This is a genomic window from Streptomyces sp. NPDC051578, from assembly GCF_044454045.1.
Classification (GTDB): domain Bacteria; phylum Actinomycetota; class Actinomycetes; order Streptomycetales; family Streptomycetaceae; genus Streptomyces.
On the sequence record NZ_JBITDH010000006.1, the window covers coordinates 273,076 to 291,322 of the forward strand.

18 protein-coding genes are annotated in these 18,247 nt (G+C 71.4%); 15 read left to right on the top strand and 3 right to left on the bottom strand.

From position 1 onward, the window contains the following. Positions 1-687, bottom strand: a complete 687-nt coding sequence (locus ACIA6C_RS24920) for a potassium channel family protein (protein WP_399279036.1) — start codon at positions 685-687, stop codon at positions 1-3. Positions 688-754: 67 nt separating this feature from the next. Here ACIA6C_RS24920 and ACIA6C_RS24925 point away from each other — a divergent pair, with 67 nt between their 5' ends. Next, positions 755-1,315, top strand: a complete 561-nt coding sequence (locus ACIA6C_RS24925; protein WP_361318556.1) for an HIT domain-containing protein — start codon at positions 755-757, stop codon at positions 1,313-1,315. A 72-nt stretch (positions 1,316-1,387) separates the two neighbouring features. Here ACIA6C_RS24925 and ACIA6C_RS24930 read toward each other — a convergent pair whose 3' ends face one another. After that, positions 1,388-3,049 carry a hypothetical protein gene (locus ACIA6C_RS24930; RefSeq protein WP_366081981.1) on the bottom strand — a complete coding sequence of 554 codons (1,662 nt, stop codon included), beginning with the start codon at positions 3,047-3,049 and terminating at the stop codon, positions 1,388-1,390. Positions 3,050-3,214: 165 nt separating this feature from the next. Continuing rightward, positions 3,215-5,410 carry an elongation factor G-like protein EF-G2 gene (locus ACIA6C_RS24935; protein WP_399279039.1) on the bottom strand — a complete coding sequence of 732 codons (2,196 nt, stop codon included), beginning with the start codon at positions 5,408-5,410 and terminating at the stop codon, positions 3,215-3,217. 242 nt (positions 5,411-5,652) lie between these two features. Between ACIA6C_RS24935 and pgsA the strand changes: the two genes are divergently transcribed. From pgsA to ACIA6C_RS25005, 14 genes are all read left to right on the top strand, one after another. After that, positions 5,653-6,318 carry a phosphatidylinositol phosphate synthase gene (gene pgsA, locus ACIA6C_RS24940; protein ID WP_366081979.1) on the top strand — a complete coding sequence of 222 codons (666 nt, stop codon included), beginning with the start codon at positions 5,653-5,655 and terminating at the stop codon, positions 6,316-6,318. Next, positions 6,318-7,220 (top strand): phosphatidylinositol mannoside acyltransferase, encoded by a 903-nt coding sequence (locus ACIA6C_RS24945; RefSeq protein WP_399279041.1) that lies wholly within the window; start codon positions 6,318-6,320, stop codon positions 7,218-7,220. Before pgsA ends, ACIA6C_RS24945 begins: the two co-directional genes overlap by 1 nt. After that, entirely contained in the window at positions 7,220-8,380 is a 1,161-nt protein-coding gene (locus ACIA6C_RS24950; RefSeq protein ID WP_399279043.1) for a glycosyltransferase family 4 protein, read from the top strand. Before ACIA6C_RS24945 ends, ACIA6C_RS24950 begins: the two co-directional genes overlap by 1 nt. Positions 8,381-8,429: 49 nt before the next feature. After that, a complete protein-coding gene (locus ACIA6C_RS24955; protein WP_361133622.1) occupies positions 8,430-8,969 on the top strand; it encodes a hypothetical protein in 540 nt (179 codons plus the stop codon). Positions 8,970-9,118: 149 nt separating this feature from the next. Further along, on the top strand, positions 9,119-10,036 hold the full coding sequence (gene pdxS / locus ACIA6C_RS24960; protein WP_356869601.1) for a pyridoxal 5'-phosphate synthase lyase subunit PdxS: 918 nt from the start codon (positions 9,119-9,121) through the stop codon (positions 10,034-10,036). Beyond that, a complete protein-coding gene (pdxT, locus tag ACIA6C_RS24965) occupies positions 10,036-10,626 on the top strand; it encodes a pyridoxal 5'-phosphate synthase glutaminase subunit PdxT (protein ID WP_329193710.1) in 591 nt (196 codons plus the stop codon). Before pdxS ends, pdxT begins: the two co-directional genes overlap by 1 nt. 57 nt (positions 10,627-10,683) lie before the next feature. Beyond that, positions 10,684-11,436 carry a YebC/PmpR family DNA-binding transcriptional regulator gene (locus tag ACIA6C_RS24970; protein WP_366081976.1) on the top strand — a complete coding sequence of 251 codons (753 nt, stop codon included), beginning with the start codon at positions 10,684-10,686 and terminating at the stop codon, positions 11,434-11,436. Positions 11,437-11,558: 122 nt separating this feature from the next. Further along, a complete protein-coding gene (gene ruvC / locus ACIA6C_RS24975) occupies positions 11,559-12,095 on the top strand; it encodes a crossover junction endodeoxyribonuclease RuvC (RefSeq protein ID WP_399279046.1) in 537 nt (178 codons plus the stop codon). Continuing rightward, on the top strand, positions 12,092-12,718 hold the full coding sequence (ruvA, locus tag ACIA6C_RS24980; RefSeq protein ID WP_399279048.1) for a Holliday junction branch migration protein RuvA: 627 nt from the start codon (positions 12,092-12,094) through the stop codon (positions 12,716-12,718). Before ruvC ends, ruvA begins: the two co-directional genes overlap by 4 nt. Before the next feature lie 62 nt (positions 12,719-12,780). Further along, complete coding sequence (ruvB, locus tag ACIA6C_RS24985; RefSeq protein WP_399279050.1) at positions 12,781-13,851, top strand: Holliday junction branch migration DNA helicase RuvB; 1,071 nt, start codon at positions 12,781-12,783, stop codon at positions 13,849-13,851. 164 nt (positions 13,852-14,015) lie between these two features. Continuing rightward, the gene (gene yajC / locus ACIA6C_RS24990) at positions 14,016-14,510 is read left to right on the top strand and encodes a preprotein translocase subunit YajC (RefSeq protein WP_366081973.1); all 495 of its coding nucleotides are present in this window, start codon (positions 14,016-14,018) and stop codon (positions 14,508-14,510) included. Positions 14,511-14,663: 153 nt separating this feature from the next. Next, positions 14,664-16,475, top strand: coding sequence for a protein translocase subunit SecD (gene secD, locus ACIA6C_RS24995; protein ID WP_399279052.1), 1,812 nt, complete (start codon positions 14,664-14,666; stop codon positions 16,473-16,475). Between the two features lies 1 nt (position 16,476). Next, positions 16,477-17,532 (top strand): protein translocase subunit SecF, encoded by a 1,056-nt coding sequence (gene secF, locus ACIA6C_RS25000; protein WP_361133641.1) that lies wholly within the window; start codon positions 16,477-16,479, stop codon positions 17,530-17,532. Then, positions 17,529-18,080, top strand: coding sequence for an adenine phosphoribosyltransferase (locus tag ACIA6C_RS25005; protein ID WP_361133643.1), 552 nt, complete (start codon positions 17,529-17,531; stop codon positions 18,078-18,080). The genes secF and ACIA6C_RS25005 overlap by 4 nt, the downstream gene beginning before the upstream one ends. Positions 18,081-18,247: the final 167 nt, after the last annotated feature.

An 18,247-nucleotide genomic window follows, 5' to 3' on the forward strand; every position in this document is an offset into this window, starting at 1 on the left:
TCAAGGAGCCCCCGGGGAACCTCGGTTCCCCGGGGGCTCCTCCTCGTCCTCCCGCCGGAAGACCTGGATCAGCCAGGACGAAAAGCTGCCCGTCACCGCGCCCAGCAGCGCCAGCCCGCAGACCATCAGCCCGATCGCGATCACCCGCCCCGCCGGGGTCACCGGGGCCACGTCTCCGTAGCCGACCGTCGTCAGCGTCTCGCACACCCACCACACCGCGTCCCAGAAGGTGCGGATGGAGGACCGCGGGTCCCGGTGCTCGTGGTGGTAGACGCCCAGCGCGCCGGAGAAGCCGAGCAGGACCGCCGAGAGACCGGCGTACGTGATCACGCGCTGGTACAGGCCCCGGCGCGGGCGCTCCCGCCGGGCCTGGACGGCGTCGTGGACCTTGACCATGCGCAGCGGGCGCAGGGTGGGCAAAAGGACGATCAGGCTGTCCAGCCAGTGCCGGCGGACGAACCGCAGCGGCCGGTCGCCGCTGAGCACCAGGCGCACCGCGTAGTCCCCGATGAAGCACAGCCAGGTCAGCAGCACCACGATCCCGGCCGCGTCCCGCCACAGGTGCTCCGAACGGGAGGCGAGCACGCGCACCGCGTAGCCGGCGATGAACAGCAGCGAGGCGTAGAACAGCGGCAGCTCGGTACGGCGCTCCCAGTCCTCCTCGCGGGTCGTCGGGTCGTCGCGCATCCGCCCAGCATGGCCGGTGTCCGGCCGGGGTCCGCCCCGGCGACACGCCCAGCGGGGGCAAGGTCATATGCTGCATCCCATGACGAGTGAGCCGGAGCAGCAGATCGGTGTGGGCACGCAGGACGCGTTCCAGCGTCTGTGGACGCCCCACCGGATGGCCTACATCCAGGGCGAGAACAAGCCGACCGGCCCGGAGGCCGGGGACGGCTGTCCCTTCTGCGGGATTCCGGAGATGTCCGACGAGGACGGCCTGATCGTGGCCCGCGGCAAGCACGTGTACGCGGTGCTGAACCTCTACCCGTACAACGGCGGCCACCTGATGGTCGTCCCGTACCGGCACGTCGCCGACTACACCGAACTGGACGGCCCCGAGACGGCCGAACTCGGCGAGCTGACCAAGCGGGCCATGACCGCGCTGCGCAAGGCCTCGGGGGCGCACGGCTTCAACATCGGCATGAACCAGGGCGCGGCGGCGGGAGCCGGCATCGCCGCGCACCTGCACCAGCACATCGTGCCCCGCTGGGGCGGGGACACGAACTTCATGCCGGTGGTCGGCCACACCAAGGTGCTGCCGCAACTCCTCGCGGACACCCGCCGGATGCTCGCCGAGGCCTGGCCGACCGACTGACCGGGCCGCCCGGCCGACCGACTGACCGGGCCGCCCCGCCCGGCGGCCCGGGCCTACGCGTCGTACCCGGGCCTACGCGTCGTAGACGTCCGCCTTGCGCGGGGCGGGCTCCTGGATGAGGCCGCTCATGATGGACGAGCGGTTGGTGAAGCGCTCGGTGTCCACGCCGTTCTCCTCCAGGACCCGGAACGCGGCGGTGTGCACCGCCCGCAGCACCGGGGTGACCGTGCGCAGGGCGTCGTCGGCCATGAACCGGTGGCGCCACATGGAGCCCGCCCAGACGTGGCGGACGCCGAAGGGCTCCGGGAGGATCAGCTTGCCGCCGAGGTAGTCCAGCAGCGGCGGGTACCAGGTCAACGGGGCGCGGACGGCCAGGCGCACCACTTCGTCGGCGTCCACCAGCGGCAGGTGCCGCTCGACCGTCTCCCAGAACCGGACGGACTTGGAGACCTCGACGGTCTTGGGCGCGGACTTCGTGGTGAACAGGCCGTGCACGGGACCCAGCGCGTGCGCGGTGACGTCCACGCGCAGGGTCTTGTACAGCACGGTGACGGTCACCATCATCGTGATCACCAGCTGCCCGTCCCAGAGCGGGTACTGGATGCCGAGGTAGTGCCGGTTCCCGGCGCTGAACTGCTGCTCGTTGCAGATCCGGGTGATCTCGTGCGGCTTCACCAGGAAGGTGTCGACGTCCTCACCGGTGGGGCGGGCCACCTCGGTGGCGCCCTCGCCGATCGGCGTGACGATCCAGTGCTGGATCGAGGCGGGCGGGAAGCCGCCGGTGTGCAGGGGCCCGCGCTCGAGCTTGCGCAGCTCGGTGTCGACCGCGCGTATGACGTCCCAGCTGCGGAACGGGTGGATCTCGGCGCCCTCGGTCTTCGGGACCAGCTCCTCCGCCATCTGCCAGCTGCCCCAGCGGGTGCCCATGCCGAGGATGCCCTTGGGGCCGGCGTAGAAGACGGAGTTGCTGCGGTCCTCCGCGGTCAGCTTCGCCAGCTGGTGGCGCAGGTCCTCGCGGGCCTTCTCGTCGGGGTTGCCGGGTACCGCCTCGGGGATCTTCGCGGCGACCCCGCCGCCGCCGAGCAGCCCGTCCCAGCGCGAGCGCATGTCCGCCGCGGTGGTCTCGCAGAGGCGGCGGGCCAGGAACCAGCCCACGGCCGGGGCGATGACCATGGCGCGCAGGTAGAGGCCGAAGAACCCGGTGAAGGGCAGCCGGAACATCAGTACGGCGATGACGATGCCGACGCCGACCAGGAGCGCGGTGCCCGCCCAGGACCCCCGCTTGCCCTTGGCGAGCCACCGGCGGAGCTGGAACAGGCCCAGCCAGAGCATCAGCCCGGGCAGGAACACCACCCCGCTCACCAGGGTGATCAGGCGCAGCTTCCGGTCGCGTTCCTTGCGGAGGCGGGACGCCGCCAGGCAGTGCTCGACGACGGTCTGGGGGTCGGCACCGAAGGACTGGATCAGGGGTTTGCGGGCGGGGCCCAGCGTGCGGGTCTCCACGGCCCGGCAGAAGGCCTCGCCGAGGTTGGGTTCGAGGAGGGAGATCTTGCCCGGCTTGATCTTCGACTCGTGGTACTCGTTGTTGGCCTTGAGGATCTCGTCGACCTTGCCGTCGCGGTAGGCGGCGGAGGCGAGCGCGTTGGTCGCGGCGGTCTGCCCACCGCCCCCCTGCAGCGGAATCTGCGCTCCGGGCCTGAAGTCGAATCCGTCGTCCGCCACCATTGCCCCCATCGACGTGCCGTCATACCTGCTGCTCCGCCCGCGGTTCGCCCGCCGGCGTGGTGTGTCCGCCCCGCCGAAGAGCCTATCGGCGGAGCCCACCCCGTGGTCATGGGACAGGGAAATACCGCCCACCGCAACAAGGTTGAGTAGGCGGCATCCCATGTGCTATGTGGGTTAACTTCCCTTCTCGGCCTGTTCGCGAACCTTGTCCGCCAGCTGCGGGGGCATCGGCTCGTGCCGGGCGTACGTACGGCTGAACCCGCCCGTGCCGTGTGACACGGAGCGCAGCTCCACCGCGTACCGGCCGATCTCGATCTCGGGGATCTCGGCGCGCACCCTGGTCCGCCCGGGCCCGGCCTGGTCGGTGCCGACGACGCGGCCGCGGCGGCCCGCGAGGTCGCTCATGACCGGGCCGACGTACTCGTCCGGGACCAGGACGTCGAGTTCCGCGACGGGTTCCAGCAGGTGGATCGGGGCCTCGGCGGCGGCTTCGCGCAGGGCGAGGGCGCCCGCGGTCTGGAACGCGGCGTCGGAGGAGTCCACCGAGTGCGCCTTGCCGTCGAGCAGGGTGACGCGTACGTCGACCAGCGGATAGCCGGCCGCCACGCCCCGGGCGGCCTGGGCCCGCACGCCCTTCTCCACGGACGGGATGAACTGCCTCGGCACGGATCCGCCGACGACCTTGTCCACGAACTCGATGCCGCTGCCCGGCGGGAGGGGTTCGACCTCGATCTCGCAGATGGCGAACTGTCCGTGCCCGCCGGACTGCTTGACGTGCCGCCCGCGCCCGGCGGCCTTGGCGCCGAAGGTCTCGCGCAGGCTCACCTTGTGCGGAACGGGGTCGACCTGCACCCCGTAGCGGGTGCGCAGCCGCTCCAGGGCGACGTCCTGGTGGGCTTCCCCGAGGCACCACAGCACGAGCTGCCCGGTGTGCGGGTTCTGCTCCAGCCGCATGGTCGGGTCCTCGGCGACGAGCCGGGCCAGGCCCTGGGAGAGCTTGTCCTCGTCGGCCTTGCTGTGGGCCTCGATGGCGAGGGGCAGCAGTGGTTCGGGCATCGGCCAGGGCTCCATGAGGAGCGGGGCGTCCTTGGCCGACAGGGTGTCGCCGGTCTCGGCCCGGCCCAGTTTCGCCACGCACGCGAGGTCGCCCGCGACGACGTGGGTGAGGGTGCGCTGCTGCTTGCCGAACGGGGAGGTCAGGGCGCCGATCCGCTCGTCGACGTCGTGGTCCTCGTGGCCCCTGTCGGCCAGGCCGTGCCCGCTGACGTGGACGGTCTCCTCCGGACGCAGGGTGCCCGAGAAGACGCGGACGAGGGAGACGCGCCCCACGTAGGGGTCGGAGGAGGTCTTGACCACCTCGGCGAGGAGCGGCCCGTCCGGGTCGCAGGTGACCTCGGGGCGGGCCGTACCGTCGGGGGCGGTGACGGTGAGCGGGGCGCGCTCCAGCGGGGTGGGGAAGCCGCCGGTGACCAGTTCGAGGAGTTCGACGGTGCCCAGCCCCTGGCGGGCCCCCTCGGCGGCGGGCGCCGCCATCAGGACGGGGTGGAAGGTGCCGCGCGCGACGGCCCGCTCCAGATCGTCGACCAGGGTCTTGAGGTCGATGTCCTCGCCGCCGAGGTAACGGTCCATGAGGGTCTCGTCCTCGCTCTCGGCGATGATCCCCTCGATCAGGCGGGAGCGGGCCCCGGAGATCAGGGCGAGCTCGGCGGGGTCCGGGTCGCGTTCGACCCGCTCACCGGAGGAGTAGTCGTAGACCCGCTGGGACAGCAGCCCGAGCAGGCCGGTGACGGGTGCGTGCCCGTCGGGCCCGGCCGGGCCGTGCAGGGGCAGGTAGAGCGGGATGACGGCGTCCGGGTCCTCGCCTCCGAAGATCTCGGCGCAGACCGCGGTCATCTGCGTGTAGTCCGCCCGGGCTGCCTCCAAATGGGTGATGACGATGGCCCGCGGCATGCCCACGGCCTCGCATTCGTCCCACACCATGCGGGTGGCCCCGTCGATCCCGTCGGCGGCCGAGACGACGAAGAGGGCCGCGTCCGCGGCGCGCAGACCGGCCCTGAGTTCCCCGACGAAGTCGGCGTACCCGGGGGTGTCGAGCACATTGATCTTGATTCCGCCCCACTCGACGGGGACGAGGGAGAGCTGGATCGAGCGCTGGCGGCGTTGTTCGATCTCGTCGTAGTCGGAGACGGTGCCGCCGTCCTCGACCCTTCCGGCCCTGTTCACGGCCCCTGCGGTCAGGGCCAGGGCTTCGACCAGCGTGGTCTTCCCGGCGCCGCTGTGGCCGACCAGCACGACGTTCCGTACGGATGCGGGGCGGTCGGCCGTCAGTGCCCTGCCGGCGGCCCCGGCTTGGTGTGATGTGGCTCCCATGGTGATCGTGCCTCCCGGTGTCGCGGTGAGGAGGGTGACTGGGGTTCTTCGAGCTTTGCACCGCCGTCACACTGCGTCCATACGTCGTACCCGGCACTGTCCGGAGCGTGGCGCGGGGCCGGCGCGGGGATTGTCCGGCGCGAACCGGTGGGTGCGGGGCCGTAGGGGTGCGGGGCGCTGGCTACGATGGGCCAGCCGGTGGCCGATGGGGCCGTGCGGCCCAGCGACCCTCCGGGAAGGCCATGCTGAACAAGTACGCGCGTGCATTCTTCACGCGTGTTCTCACGCCATTCGCCGCTTTTCTCCTCCGTCGGGGGGTGAGCCCGGACGCGGTCACGCTGATCGGCACGGCCGGAGTGGTGGCGGGAGCGCTGGTCTTCTTCCCCAGGGGCGAGTTCTTCTGGGGCACGATCACCATCACCCTGTTCGTGTTCTCCGACCTGGTGGACGGGAACATGGCCCGCCAGGCCGGCGTCTCCAGCCGCTGGGGAGCGTTCCTCGACTCCACCCTCGACCGGGTGGCGGACGCGGCGATCTTCGGCGGGCTCGCGCTCTGGTACGCGGGCTCCGGCCACGACAACGTGCTGTGCGCGGTGGCGATCTTCTGCCTGGCCAGCGGGCAGGTGGTCTCCTACACCAAGGCCCGCGGCGAGGCGATCGGGCTGCCGGTCGCCGTCAACGGGCTCGTCGAGCGCGCCGAGCGCCTGGTGATCTCGCTGGTCGCGGCCGGTCTCTCCGGGCTCCAGACCTTCGGGGTGCCGTCCTGGATCGGGGTGCTGCTGCCGGTCGCGCTGTGGGTGGTGGCGGCGGGCTCGCTCGTCACGCTGGTCCAACGCGTGGTGACCGTACGGCGCGAGGCGGCGGAAGCCGACGCCGAGGCGCACCTGTCCGAAGGCGGCGCGGCCTGATGGGCAAGGCACAGGACCGGCTCGTCGACGGGCTCTACGGGCTCGGCTGGGCGGCCGTCAAGAAGCTGCCGGAGCCGGCCGCGGTGGCCCTGGGCCGCCGGATAGCCGACTCCGTGTGGAAGCGGCGCGGCAAGAGCGTGCTGCGACTGGAGTCGAACCTGGCCAGGGTCGTGCCCGACGCCGGCCCGGAGCGGCTGCGTGAGCTGTCCCGGGCGGGCATGCGCTCGTACATGCGGTACTGGATGGAGTCCTTCCGGCTGCCGGCGATGGACGCGCGGCGGTTCTCCACCGACGTGGAGATCGCCGACGAGCACATCCTGCGCGAGGCCATGGCCTCGGGCCGCGGAGTGATCGTGGCGCTCCCGCACCTGGCGAACTGGGACCTGGCGGGAGCCTGGGTGACCGGCCACGTCGGCATCCCGTTCACGACGGTCGCCGAGCGGCTCAAGCCGGAGTCCCTGTACGACCGGTTCGTGGCCTACCGCCAAAGCCTGGGCATGGAGGTGCTGCCGCACAACGGCGGGGCCGCCTTCGGTACGCTCGCCCGCCGGCTGCGCTCGGGAGGCCTGATCTGTCTGGTCGCCGACCGGGACCTGTCCGCCTCCGGGGTCGAGGTGGACTTCTTCGGCGCGGCGGCGCGGATGCCGGCCGGGCCCGCGCTGCTGGCGCAGCAGACCGGGGCGGCGCTGCTGCCGGTCACGCTGCACTACGGCGAGACCCCGCGGATGTACGGGCGGATCCACCCCGAGGTGGCGGTGCCCGAGGCCGGGACGCGGACCGAGAAGACCGCCGTCATGACGCAGGCGGTCGCCGACGCGTTCGCGGCCGGGATCGCCGCACACCCCGAGGACTGGCACATGTTGCAGCGGCTGTGGCTGGACGACCTGGAGGAGCGCGCCTAGTGAAGATCGGCATCGTGTGCCCGTACTCGTGGGACGTGCCGGGCGGCGTCCAGTTCCACATCCGGGACCTGGCGGAACACCTGATCCGCCTCGGCCACGAGGTGTCGGTCCTCGCCCCCGCGGACGACGAGACCCCGCTGCCGCCGTACGTGGTCTCGGCGGGACGGGCGGTGCCGGTGCCCTACAACGGGTCCGTCGCCCGGCTGAACTTCGGATTCCTGTCGGCGGCGCGGGTACGGCGCTGGCTCCACGACGGGGTCTTCGACGTGATCCACATCCACGAGCCGGCCTCCCCGTCGCTGGGCCTGCTGTCCTGCTGGGCGGCCCAGGGGCCGATCGTGGCCACCTTCCACACCTCCAACCCGCGCTCGCGGGCGATGATCGCGGCCTACCCGATCCTCCAGCCGGCCCTGGAGAAGATCAGCGCCCGGATCGCGGTGAGCGAGTACGCGCGGCGCACCCTGGTGGAGCACCTGGGCGGCGACGCGGTGGTCATCCCGAACGGGGTGGACGTGGACTTCTTCGCCTCCGCCTCGCCCAAGGCGGAGTGGGGCGGCAAGACCCTCGGCTTCATCGGCCGCATCGACGAACCGCGCAAGGGCCTGCCCGTCCTGATGGCGGCGTTCCCGCGGATCGTCGAGGAATGCCCGGACGTACGCCTGCTGGTGGCCGGCCGCGGCGACGAGGAGGAGGCGGTGGCCTCCCTGCCGGCCGCTCTGCGCTCCCGGGTGGAGTTCCTCGGCATGGTCTCCGACGAGGACAAGGCCCGGCTGCTGCGCAGCGTCGACGTGTACGTCGCCCCGAACACGGGCGGGGAGAGCTTCGGGATCATCCTGGTCGAGGCCCTGTCGGCGGGGGCGGCGGTCCTCGCCTCCGACCTGGACGCCTTCGCCCAGGTCCTGGACCAGGGCCGGGCCGGCGACCTCTTCGCGAACGAGGACTCCGACGCCCTGGCCGCCGCCGCGGTCCGCCTCCTCCACGACCCGGCCCGCCGCGCGGAACTCAGCGCCCGCGGCTCCGCGCACGTACGCCGCTTCGACTGGTCCACGGTCGGCGCGGACATCCTGGCCGTCTACGAAACGGTCACCGACGGAGCCGCCGCCGTCGCCACGGACGAACGCATCCCCCTGCGCACCCGCCTGGGCCTGTCCCGGGACTGACCGGGCACCCTGCAAAGCCGCCCCGGCCTGAACGGTAGGCTCGCGGTCCGTGATCGAAACCCTTGTCTGGATCGTCCTCGCGCTCGGTGTCGTCGGCGTGTACCTGAGCTGGACCGCCGGGCGGCTCGACCGGCTGCACGCGCGGATGGACGCCTCGCGGGCCGCGCTCGACGCGCAGTTGGTGCGGCGGGCCTCCGTGGTGCTGGAGGTGGCCACCTCCGGGGTGCTCGACCCCGCCTCCTCCCTGGTGCTGTACGAAGCGGCGCACGCGGCGCGTCAGGCCGAGGAGGAGCAGCGCGAGGTGGCCGAGAGCGAGCTGAGCCAGGCGCTGCGCGCGGTCTTCGCGGACGCGGACCAGGTCGAGGCGGTCAAGGCGGCGCCCGGGGGGGTGGAGGCCGCGGAGGAGCTGGCGGCGGCCGTGCGCCGGGTGCCCATGGCCCGGCGCTTCCACAACGACGCCGTACGGGCCGCGCGGGCCCTGCGCAGGCACCGCAAGGTGCGCTGGTTCCGCCTGGCGGGCCACGCCCCCTTCCCGCTCGCCTTCGAGATGGACGACGAGCCCCCCGCGGACCTCGCCGACCGCCCGTAGCGCAGGTCCGCGGCGCGGTACTTGTACCGGATGGCCAAATCGGAAGGAGCCACCGGCTCCTCATTGGCCCTTGCAGTGGACTGGACGCGGGGGGTTTCCTCAGTGCTGTAGTACCGCAGCACCCTTCTTCCTTCGAGTGAGGTCAATCCGTGAGCACGCTTCCCTCCACCCCGCAGTCCGCTGAGTCGGCTATCGGCACCTCCCGCGTCAAGCGCGGCATGGCCGAGCAGCTCAAGGGCGGCGTGATCATGGACGTGGTCAACGCCGAGCAGGCGAAGATCGCCGAGGACGCCGGCGCCGTCGCCGTCATGGCCCTGGAGCGGGTCCCGGCCGACATCCGCAAGGACGGCGGGGTCGCCCGCATGTCCGACCCGAACATGATCGAAGAGATCATCGAGGCCGTCTCGATCCCCGTCATGGCCAAGTCCCGCATCGGCCACTTCGTCGAGGCCCAGGTCCTGCAGTCCCTCGGCGTCGACTACATCGACGAGTCCGAGGTCCTGACCCCGGCCGACGAGGTCAACCACTCCGACAAGTGGGCGTTCACCACCCCCTTCGTCTGTGGTGCCACCAACCTCGGCGAGGCCCTGCGCCGCATCGCCGAGGGCGCGGCCATGATCCGCTCCAAGGGCGAGGCCGGCACCGGCAACGTCGTCGAGGCCGTCCGCCACCTGCGCCAGATCAAGAACGAGATCGCCAAGCTGCGCGGCTTCGACAACAACGAGCTGTACGCCGCCGCCAAGGAGCTGCGCGCCCCGTACGAGCTGGTCAAGGAAGTCGCCGAGCTCGGCAAGCTCCCCGTCGTGCTGTTCTCCGCCGGTGGCGTGGCCACCCCGGCCGACGCCGCCCTGATGCGTCAGCTCGGTGCCGAGGGCGTCTTCGTCGGCTCCGGCATCTTCAAGTCGGGCGACCCGGCCAAGCGCGCCGCCGCCATCGTGAAGGCCACCACCTTCTTCGACGACCCGAAGATCATCGCGGACGCCTCCCGCAACCTGGGCGAGGCCATGGTCGGTATCAACTGCGACACCCTGCCCGAGGCCGAGCGTTACGCCAACCGGGGCTGGTAATGACGACTCCCACCATCGGTGTCCTGGCTCTGCAGGGCGATGTACGGGAGCACCTGATCGCCCTGGCCGCGGCGGACGCCGTGGCCAGGCCGGTCCGGCGTCCCGAGGAGCTCACCGAGGTCGACGCCCTGGTGATCCCCGGCGGCGAGTCCACGACCATGTCGAAGCTCGCCGTGCTGTTCGGCATGCTGGAGCCGCTGCGCGAGCGCGTGCGGGCCGGGATGCCGGTCTACGGCACCTGCGCCGGCATGATCATGCTCGCGGACAAGCTGCTGGACGGCCGTGAGGACCAGGAGACGCTCGGCGGCATCGACATGATCGTGCGCCGCAACGCCTTCGGCCGGCAGAACGAGTCCTTCGAGGCGAAGATCGACTTCGCGGGCATCGGGGGAGGCCCCGTCGAGGGCGTCTTCATCCGAGCCCCCTGGGTCGAGTCGGTCGGCGCGGCCGCCGAGGTGCTCGCCACGTACGACGGCCACACCGTCGCCGTGCGGCAGGGCAACGTGCTGGCGACCTCGTTCCACCCGGAACTCACCGGCGACGACCGCGTTCACGCGTACTTCGTCGACATGGTGCGCGCGGGGCTGTAATCAGGTCCCGGTAGGATCGGTGACGAACACTGTTGGTTACGCGAAGGAGACAGGCGGATGTCCGGCCACTCTAAATGGGCTACGACGAAGCACAAGAAGGCCGTGATCGATGCCAAGCGCGGCAAGCTCTTCGCGAAGCTGATCAAGAACATCGAGGTCGCGGCCCGTATGGGCGGCGCCGACATCGACGGCAACCCGACGCTCTTCGACGCCATTCAGAAGGCCAAGAAGAGCTCGGTCCCGAACAAGAACATCGACTCCGCGGTCAAGCGCGGCGGCGGCCTCGAGGCCGGCGGCGCCGACTACGAGACGATCATGTACGAAGGCTACGGCCCCAACGGTGTCGCGGTGCTCATCGAGTGCCTCACCGACAACCGCAACCGTGCCGCCTCCGACGTCCGCGTCGCCATGACCCGCAACGGCGGATCGATGGCCGATCCGGGCTCGGTCTCGTACCTGTTCAACCGCAAGGGCGTCGTCCTGCTGCCCAAGGGCGACCTCACCGAGGACGACGTCCTGGAGACGGTGCTCGAAGCCGGTGCCGAAGAGGTCAACGACAACGGCGACACCTTCGAGATCATCAGCGAGCCCACCGACATGGTCGCGGTCCGCACCGCGCTCCAGGAGGCGGGCATCGACTACGACTCGGCCGACTCCAGCTTCGTCCCGACCATGCAGGTCGAGCTGGACGAGGAGGGCGCGCGCAAGATCTTCAAGCTGATCGACGCGCTGGAGGACAGCGACGACGTGCAGAACGTCTTCGCCAACTTCGACGTCTCGGACGAGGTCATGGAGAAGGTCGACGCCTGAGGCTTCGCCTTCGCCCAGTGTGTGGTGACGGGCCGACGGGGACACACCCCGTCGGCCCGTCGTCGTGTCAGTGCGGCCCGATAGCCTGCACACGGACAGGCGATCGAAGAAGGGGGGGCGAGGTGCGCGTACTCGGTGTGGACCCGGGGCTGACGCGATGCGGTGTCGGCGTGGTCGAGGGGGTCGCCGGCCGTCCCCTCACCATGCTCGGGGTCGGGGTCGTACGGACGCCCGCCGATGCCGAGTTGGGGCTGCGGCTCGTCGCCGTCGAGCGCGGCATGGAGGAGTGGCTGGACAAGTACCGGCCCGAAGTCGTCGCCGTGGAGCGGGTCTTCAGCCAGCACAACGTCAGCACGGTGATGGGCACCGCCCAGGCCAGCGCCGTCGCCATGCTGTGCGCGGCCCGGCGCGGCCTGCCGGTCGCCCTGCACACCCCGAGCGAGGTCAAGGCCGCCGTCACCGGCTCCGGCCGGGCGGACAAGGCGCAGGTCGGGTCGATGGTCACCCGGCTGCTGCGGCTGAGCGCCCCGCCGAAACCGGCCGACGCCGCCGACGCCCTCGCGCTCGCCATCTGCCACATCTGGCGGGCCCCCGCCCAAAACCGCCTCCAGCAGGCGGTCGCCCAGCATGCCTCCGCCGTGAAAGGCCGCCCCTCATGATCGCGTTCGTCAGCGGCCCGGTCGCCGCACTCGCCCCCGCCCAGGCCGTGATCGAGGTCGGGGGAGTGGGCATGGCCGTCCAGTGCACACCCGCCACCGTCGCCCGCCTGCGACTGGGGGAGACGGCCAGGCTCGCCACGTCCCTGGTCGTACGGGAGGACTCGCTCACCCTGTACGGCTTCGCCGACGACGACGAACGGCAGGTCTTCGAGCTGCTCCAGACCGCGAGCGGGGTCGGCCCCCGGCTGGCGCAGGCCATGCTCGGCGTCCACAGCCCCGACGCGCTGCGCCTCGCCGTCTCCACCGGGGACGAGAAGGCCCTGATGGCGGTCCCGGGCATCGGCAAGAAGGGCGCGCAGAAACTGCTGCTGGAGCTCAAGGACAAGCTGGGCGCGCCGCTGGGCGCCGTCGTGGGGGCCCAGCGGGCCGCCGCAGCCGGCCCCGCGCCCTGGACGGAGCAGCTCTCCGCCGCGCTCATCGGCCTCGGCTACGCCTCCCGCGAGGCCGAGGAAGCCGTCACTGCGGTGACCCCGCAGGCCGAGGCCGCCATCGCCGCGGGCGGCTCGGCCCCTGTCCCGCAGCTGCTGCGCGCCGCCCTGCAGTCCCTGAACCGGGCCCGCTGACCCGCACACCGCCGCGGGCGGGACGATGATCACCGTACGAACCGAGAAGGCAGACTGACACCGTGAACTGGGACGACGAGAGCGACCGCATTGTCGCGGCGGCGGCGGACGGCGAGGACACCGCCGTCGAGGCGGCCCTGCGCCCCAAGGACCTCGGGGAGTTCGTCGGCCAGGAGAAGGTCCGCCAGCAGCTGGACCTCGTCCTCAAGGCCGCCCGCCAGCGCGGCGCCACCGCCGACCACGTCCTGCTCTCCGGAGCGCCCGGCCTCGGCAAGACCACCCTGTCCATGATCATCGCGGCGGAGATGGGCGCGCCCATCCGGATCACCTCCGGCCCCGCCATCCAGCACGCCGGTGACCTCGCCGCGATCCTCTCCTCCCTGCAGGAGGGCGAGGTGCTCTTCCTGGACGAGATCCACCGCATGTCCCGGCCCGCCGAGGAGATGCTGTACATGGCCATGGAGGACTTCCGCGTCGACGTGATCGTCGGCAAGGGGCCGGGCGCGACCGCGATCCCCCTGGAGCTGCCCCCCTTCACCCTGGTCGGCGCCACCACCCGCGCCGGACTGCTGCCGCCGCCCCTGCGCGACCGGTTCGGCTTCACCGGGCACATGGAGTTCTACGCCCCCGAGGAGCTGGAACGCGTCATCCACCGCTCGGCCCGCCTCCTCGACGTGGAGATCGACACCGCCGGGGCCGCCGAGATCGCCGGACGCTCGCGCGGCACCCCGCGCATCGCCAACCGCCTGCTGCGCCGGGTCCGGGACTACGCCCAGGTGCGGGCCGACGGAGTGATCACCCGGGAGATCGCCGGCACCGCCCTCCAGGTCTACGAGGTGGACGCGCGCGGGCTCGACCGGCTGGACCGGGCCGTGCTGGAGGCCCTGCTCAAACTGTTCGGCGGGGGTCCGGTGGGGTTGTCCACCCTCGCCGTCGCCGTCGGTGAGGAACGCGAGACCGTCGAGGAGGTCGCCGAGCCCTTCCTGGTGCGCGAGGGGCTGCTGGCGCGTACCCCCCGCGGGCGGGTCGCGACCCCCGCCGCATGGGCTCACCTGGGCCTTGTCCCGCCTGGGCAGGGCGCCGTCGGATCGAGCGGCGGATCAAGCGGACAACAGGGCTTGTTCGGGGCGTGACGGCGCGGAGGTTCGACCGCCCAGGAACCACGGTGCCATGCTGGGCGTTGTTCCATCGGTGCGGACTCGCCTAGACTCCGCCGATGCCGACCCTTCGGGTCGGTATGCCCACCCCCCGTAGAAAAGGCCGCATCCCCTGCGGTCGTGCGAAGGATCTCCGTCCCGTGAATCTCGTGACACTCCTCCCGTTCATCGTGCTCATCGGGGCGATGTTCCTGATGACCCGCTCCGCCAAGAAGAAGCAGCAGGCAGCCGCGCAGATGCGCGACCACCTGGTACCCGGCACCGGCGTCCGCACCATCGGCGGCATGTACGCCACGGTCAAGGAGATCGGCGACGACACCCTCACCCTCGAGGTGGCCCCGGGCGTCCACGCGATCTACGCCAAGAACGCCATCGGCGCGGTCCTGGAGGACGCGGAGTACAACCGCATCGTCCACGGCATCACCGATGATCCGACCAGCGACACGCCGGTCGTACCGGACGACGCCTCCTCGCTCACCGCGGACGCGGCGGACGAGCCGGCCAAGACCGACCTCACCAAGGACCAGGGCGAGGCTCCCAAGCTCGACCTGGGCAAGAAGGACGAGCCCAAGGGCGACGCGCCGCAGGACGGCGGGACCGACGGCAAGACCGACGGCGAGGCCGGCGCCAAGTAGCGACCGCCCGGGGACCGCGACACCGCCCGACCGGCGGCCGCCGCGGTCCCCGTCAGCGACACTTCTGCGGGGGGCAGGGGTCCCCACCACACATTTCGTGGCCGTCCGCGCGCTGACCCGGCGCGGGGCGGTTGGACAGGGAGATACGACAAGGTGGCAGCACCGAAGAAGGGCCGGCGGCCCACGGGGGCTCAGGGGAGGCCGGGGCGCGCCCTGGCCATCATCCTGATCGCGATGGTGGCGCTCACCGCGGGGATGTTCCTCACGAAGCAGACGACGCCCCGGCTGGGCATCGACCTCGCGGGCGGCACGAGCATCACGCTCAAGGCCAAGAGCGAGCCCGGCAAGCCGGACGCGGTCAACGAGACCAACATGAACACGGCGGTCGGCATCATCGAGCGCCGCGTCAACGGTCTCGGTGTCTCGGAGGCCGAGGTCCAGACGCAGGGCCGCGACCACATCATCGTGAACATCCCCCGCGGGATGAACGAGCAGCAGGCGCGCGAGCAGGTCGGTACCACCGCCCAGCTGTACTTCCGCCCTGTCCTGGCCTTCGCCGACGGCGCCCCCGTCGCCCCGCAGGCGACGCCCAGCCCCTCCACGAGCGGTGCTCCGAGCCCCTCGGCGAGCGGTTCCGGCGCCCCCAAGGCGGAGAGCGGCAAGCCCGGCTCCTCGGCCACCCCGTCGTCCAGCGCCACTTCCCAGGGACGTGTGCTCAGCGAGGCCCTCAAGGCCCCGGGCGCCCCCTCTCCCTCGCCCTCGGCGAGCGAGTCGAAGAAGGCAGACGACAAGGCCCCGACCCCGACCCCGACCCCGTCGGGCGCGGACGCCGCCGTCGCGGACCTGCAGGCGAAGTTCGCCGCGCTGGACTGCAACGACGAGAAGCAGCGCGCGACGGTGGGCAAGGACGTCAAGCCCGAGGACCCGACGCTGGCCTGTGGCAAGCGCGGCAACACCTGGGGCAAGTGGGTGCTCGGCCCGGCCGCCGTCAACGGCCAGGACGTGGACAACGCCAAGGGCGCGATCAACCCGCAGACCGCCCAGTGGATCGTCACGATGCAGTTCACCGACAAGGGCGCCGACAAGTTCGCCAAGGTCACCGGTGAGCTCGCCACCAAGCAGTCCCCGCAGAACCAGTTCGCCATCGTGCTCGACGGCCAGGTCATCTCCGACCCGTCCGTGAGCCAGGCGCTGACCGGCGGCAACGCCGAGATCTCGGGCGGCTTCACCCAGCAGTCCGCACAGGACCTGGGCAACATGCTGTCGTACGGCGCGCTGCCGCTCTCCTTCCAGGAGGACAGCGTCACCACCGTCACCCCCGCCCTCGGCAGCGAGCAGCTCCAGGCCGGCCTCATCGCCGGTGCGATCGGCCTCGCGCTCGTCGTGATCTACCTGCTCGTGTACTACCGGGGCCTGGCCTTCATCGCCATCGTCAGCCTCCTGGTGTCCGCGGTGCTCACCTACACGATCATGGCGCTGCTCGGGAAGGGCATCGGGTTCGCGCTGAACCTGCCCGCCGTCTGCGGTGCCATCGTCGCGATCGGCATCACGGCGGACTCGTTCATCGTGTACTTCGAACGCATCCGCGACGAGATCCGCGAGGGCCGCACCCTGCGCCCCGCGGTGGAGCGTGCCTGGCCCCGGGCCCGGCGCACCATCCTGGTCTCCGACTTCGTGTCGTTCCTCGCCGCCGCGGTGCTGTTCATCGTCACCGTCGGCAAGGTGCAGGGCTTCGCCTTCACGCTGGGTCTGACCACCCTGCTCGACGTGGTCGTGGTGTTCCTCTTCACCAAGCCCGTCATGACCCTGCTGGCGCGTACGAAGTTCTTCTCCAGCGGCCACCCGTGGTCCGGGCTGGACCCCAAGCGTCTGGGCGCCAAGCCGCCGCTGCGCCGGTCCCGTCGTACCGGCGGCGCAGCGACCGCCGCCGCCGTGCCCGCCCCCGTCGACGCAAAGGAGGCGTGAGATGTCGAAGCTGGGAGATCTCGGCGCCAGGCTGTACCGCGGTGAGGTCGGATACGACTTCGTCGGCAAGCGCTTTCTCTGGTACGGCGTTTCCATCCTGATCACCATCACGGCGATCGTGGCCCTGGCCGTACAGGGCCTCAACATGGGCATCGAGTTCAAGGGCGGTGCCGTCTTCACCACCCCGAAGACGGCCGTGTCGGTCGCCCACGTGACCGAGGACGCCAAGAAGGCCTCCGGTCACGAGGCGATCGTCCAGGAGCTCGGCACCGGCGGCATGCGGATCCAGATCTCGGGTCTGAACACCGACGACGCGACCGGCGTGAAGAAGCAGCTCGCCACCGACCTCAAGGTCGACGCGAACCAGATCAACGCCGACCTCGTGGGCCCCAGCTGGGGCGAGCAGATCGCGAACAAGGCCTGGACGGGCCTCGGCATCTTCATGGTGCTCGTGGTGCTCTACCTCGCCATCGCCTTCGAATGGCGGATGGCGGTGGCGGCGCTCGTCGCCCTGATCCACGACCTCACCATCACCGTCGGCGTGTACGCGCTGGTCGGCTTCGAGGTCACGCCGGGCACCGTGATCGGTCTGCTGACGATCCTCGGTTACTCCCTCTACGACACCGTCGTCGTCTTCGACGGTCTCAAGGAGGGCTCGAAGGACATCACCAAGCAGACCCGCTACACGTTCAGCGAGATCGCCAACCGCAGCATCAACGGCACGCTGGTCCGCTCGATCAACACCACGGTCGTGGCGCTGCTCCCGGTCGGCGCGCTGCTGTTCATCGGCGGCGGCTTCCTGGGCGCGGGCATGCTCAACGACATCTCGCTGTCGCTGTTCGTCGGTCTCGCGGCCGGCGCGTACTCCTCGATCTTCATCGCGACCCCGCTGGTCGTCGACCTCAAGGAGCGCGAGCCGGCGATGAAGGCGCTGCGCAAGCGGGTGCTCGCCAAGCGGGCGGCCGCGGCGGCCAAGGGCGAGTCCCAGGACGACGCGCACGACGCCGAGGACGCCCCGCAGGTCGTGGCGCAGGGCCAGGGACGGCGACGCCGGTGACCGCGTGCACGCCCGAGGTGCGCGAGCTGCTCCTCAGCAGGATCAAGGACGTACCCGACTACCCCAAGCCGGGTGTGACGTTCAAGGACATCACCCCGCTGCTGGCCGACCCGAAGGCCTTCGCGGCGCTGACGGACGCGCTGGCGGCGCTGGCGCTGCGGTACGGCGCGACGAAGATCGTCGGGCTGGAGGCGCGCGGGTTCATCCTGGCCGCGCCGGTGGCCGTGCAGGCCGGCATCGGCTTCGTGCCGGTGCGCAAGGCCGGCAAGCTGCCCGGTGCGACCCTGGGCCAGGCCTACGACCTGGAGTACGGGACCGCGGAGATCGAGGTGCACGCGGAGGACCTCGCGATCGGTGACCGGGTGATGGTCATCGACGACGTCCTGGCCACCGGCGGCACCGCGGAGGCCTCGCTCTCGCTGATCCGGCGGGCCGGAGCCGAGGTCGCAGGGGTGGCGGTCCTGATGGAGCTGTCCTTCCTGCCCGGCCGGGCGAGGCTGGAGCCCGCCCTGGGCGGCGCCCCGCTGGACGCGCTGATCGTGGTCTGACGCGTTCGCCCCGCTCACGGCGGCGGGTACCCGGGACACCCGGGTACCCGCCGCTTTCGCGTACCGGTCCGCCGAGCGCGGCGCAACGCACGGGGAGGCGGCCGGGAGGCGGCCCGGAGGCGCCCGGCACGGGGCCGGGAGGCTCGGAGAACGAGGGGACCGAACCC

What these genes read in the sequence shown, in the direction of transcription:
- ruvA (WP_399279048.1), top strand. Translation starts at nt 12,092, where the DNA reads ATGATCGCGTTCGTCAGCGGCCCGGTCGCCGCACTCGCCCCCGCCCAG.
- ACIA6C_RS24930 (WP_366081981.1), bottom strand. Translation starts at nt 3,049, where the DNA reads ATGGGGGCAATGGTGGCGGACGACGGATTCGACTTCAGGCCCGGAGCG.
- ACIA6C_RS24945 (WP_399279041.1), top strand. Translation starts at nt 6,318, where the DNA reads ATGGGCAAGGCACAGGACCGGCTCGTCGACGGGCTCTACGGGCTCGGC.
- secF (WP_361133641.1), top strand. Translation starts at nt 16,477, where the DNA reads ATGTCGAAGCTGGGAGATCTCGGCGCCAGGCTGTACCGCGGTGAGGTC.
- ACIA6C_RS24925 (WP_361318556.1), top strand. Translation starts at nt 755, where the DNA reads ATGCTGCATCCCATGACGAGTGAGCCGGAGCAGCAGATCGGTGTGGGC.
- ACIA6C_RS24935 (WP_399279039.1), bottom strand. Translation starts at nt 5,410, where the DNA reads ATGGGAGCCACATCACACCAAGCCGGGGCCGCCGGCAGGGCACTGACG.
- pgsA (WP_366081979.1), top strand. Translation starts at nt 5,653, where the DNA reads ATGCTGAACAAGTACGCGCGTGCATTCTTCACGCGTGTTCTCACGCCA.
- ACIA6C_RS24920 (WP_399279036.1), bottom strand. Translation starts at nt 687, where the DNA reads ATGCGCGACGACCCGACGACCCGCGAGGAGGACTGGGAGCGCCGTACC.
- ACIA6C_RS24970 (WP_366081976.1), top strand. Translation starts at nt 10,684, where the DNA reads ATGTCCGGCCACTCTAAATGGGCTACGACGAAGCACAAGAAGGCCGTG.
- pdxT (WP_329193710.1), top strand. Translation starts at nt 10,036, where the DNA reads ATGACGACTCCCACCATCGGTGTCCTGGCTCTGCAGGGCGATGTACGG.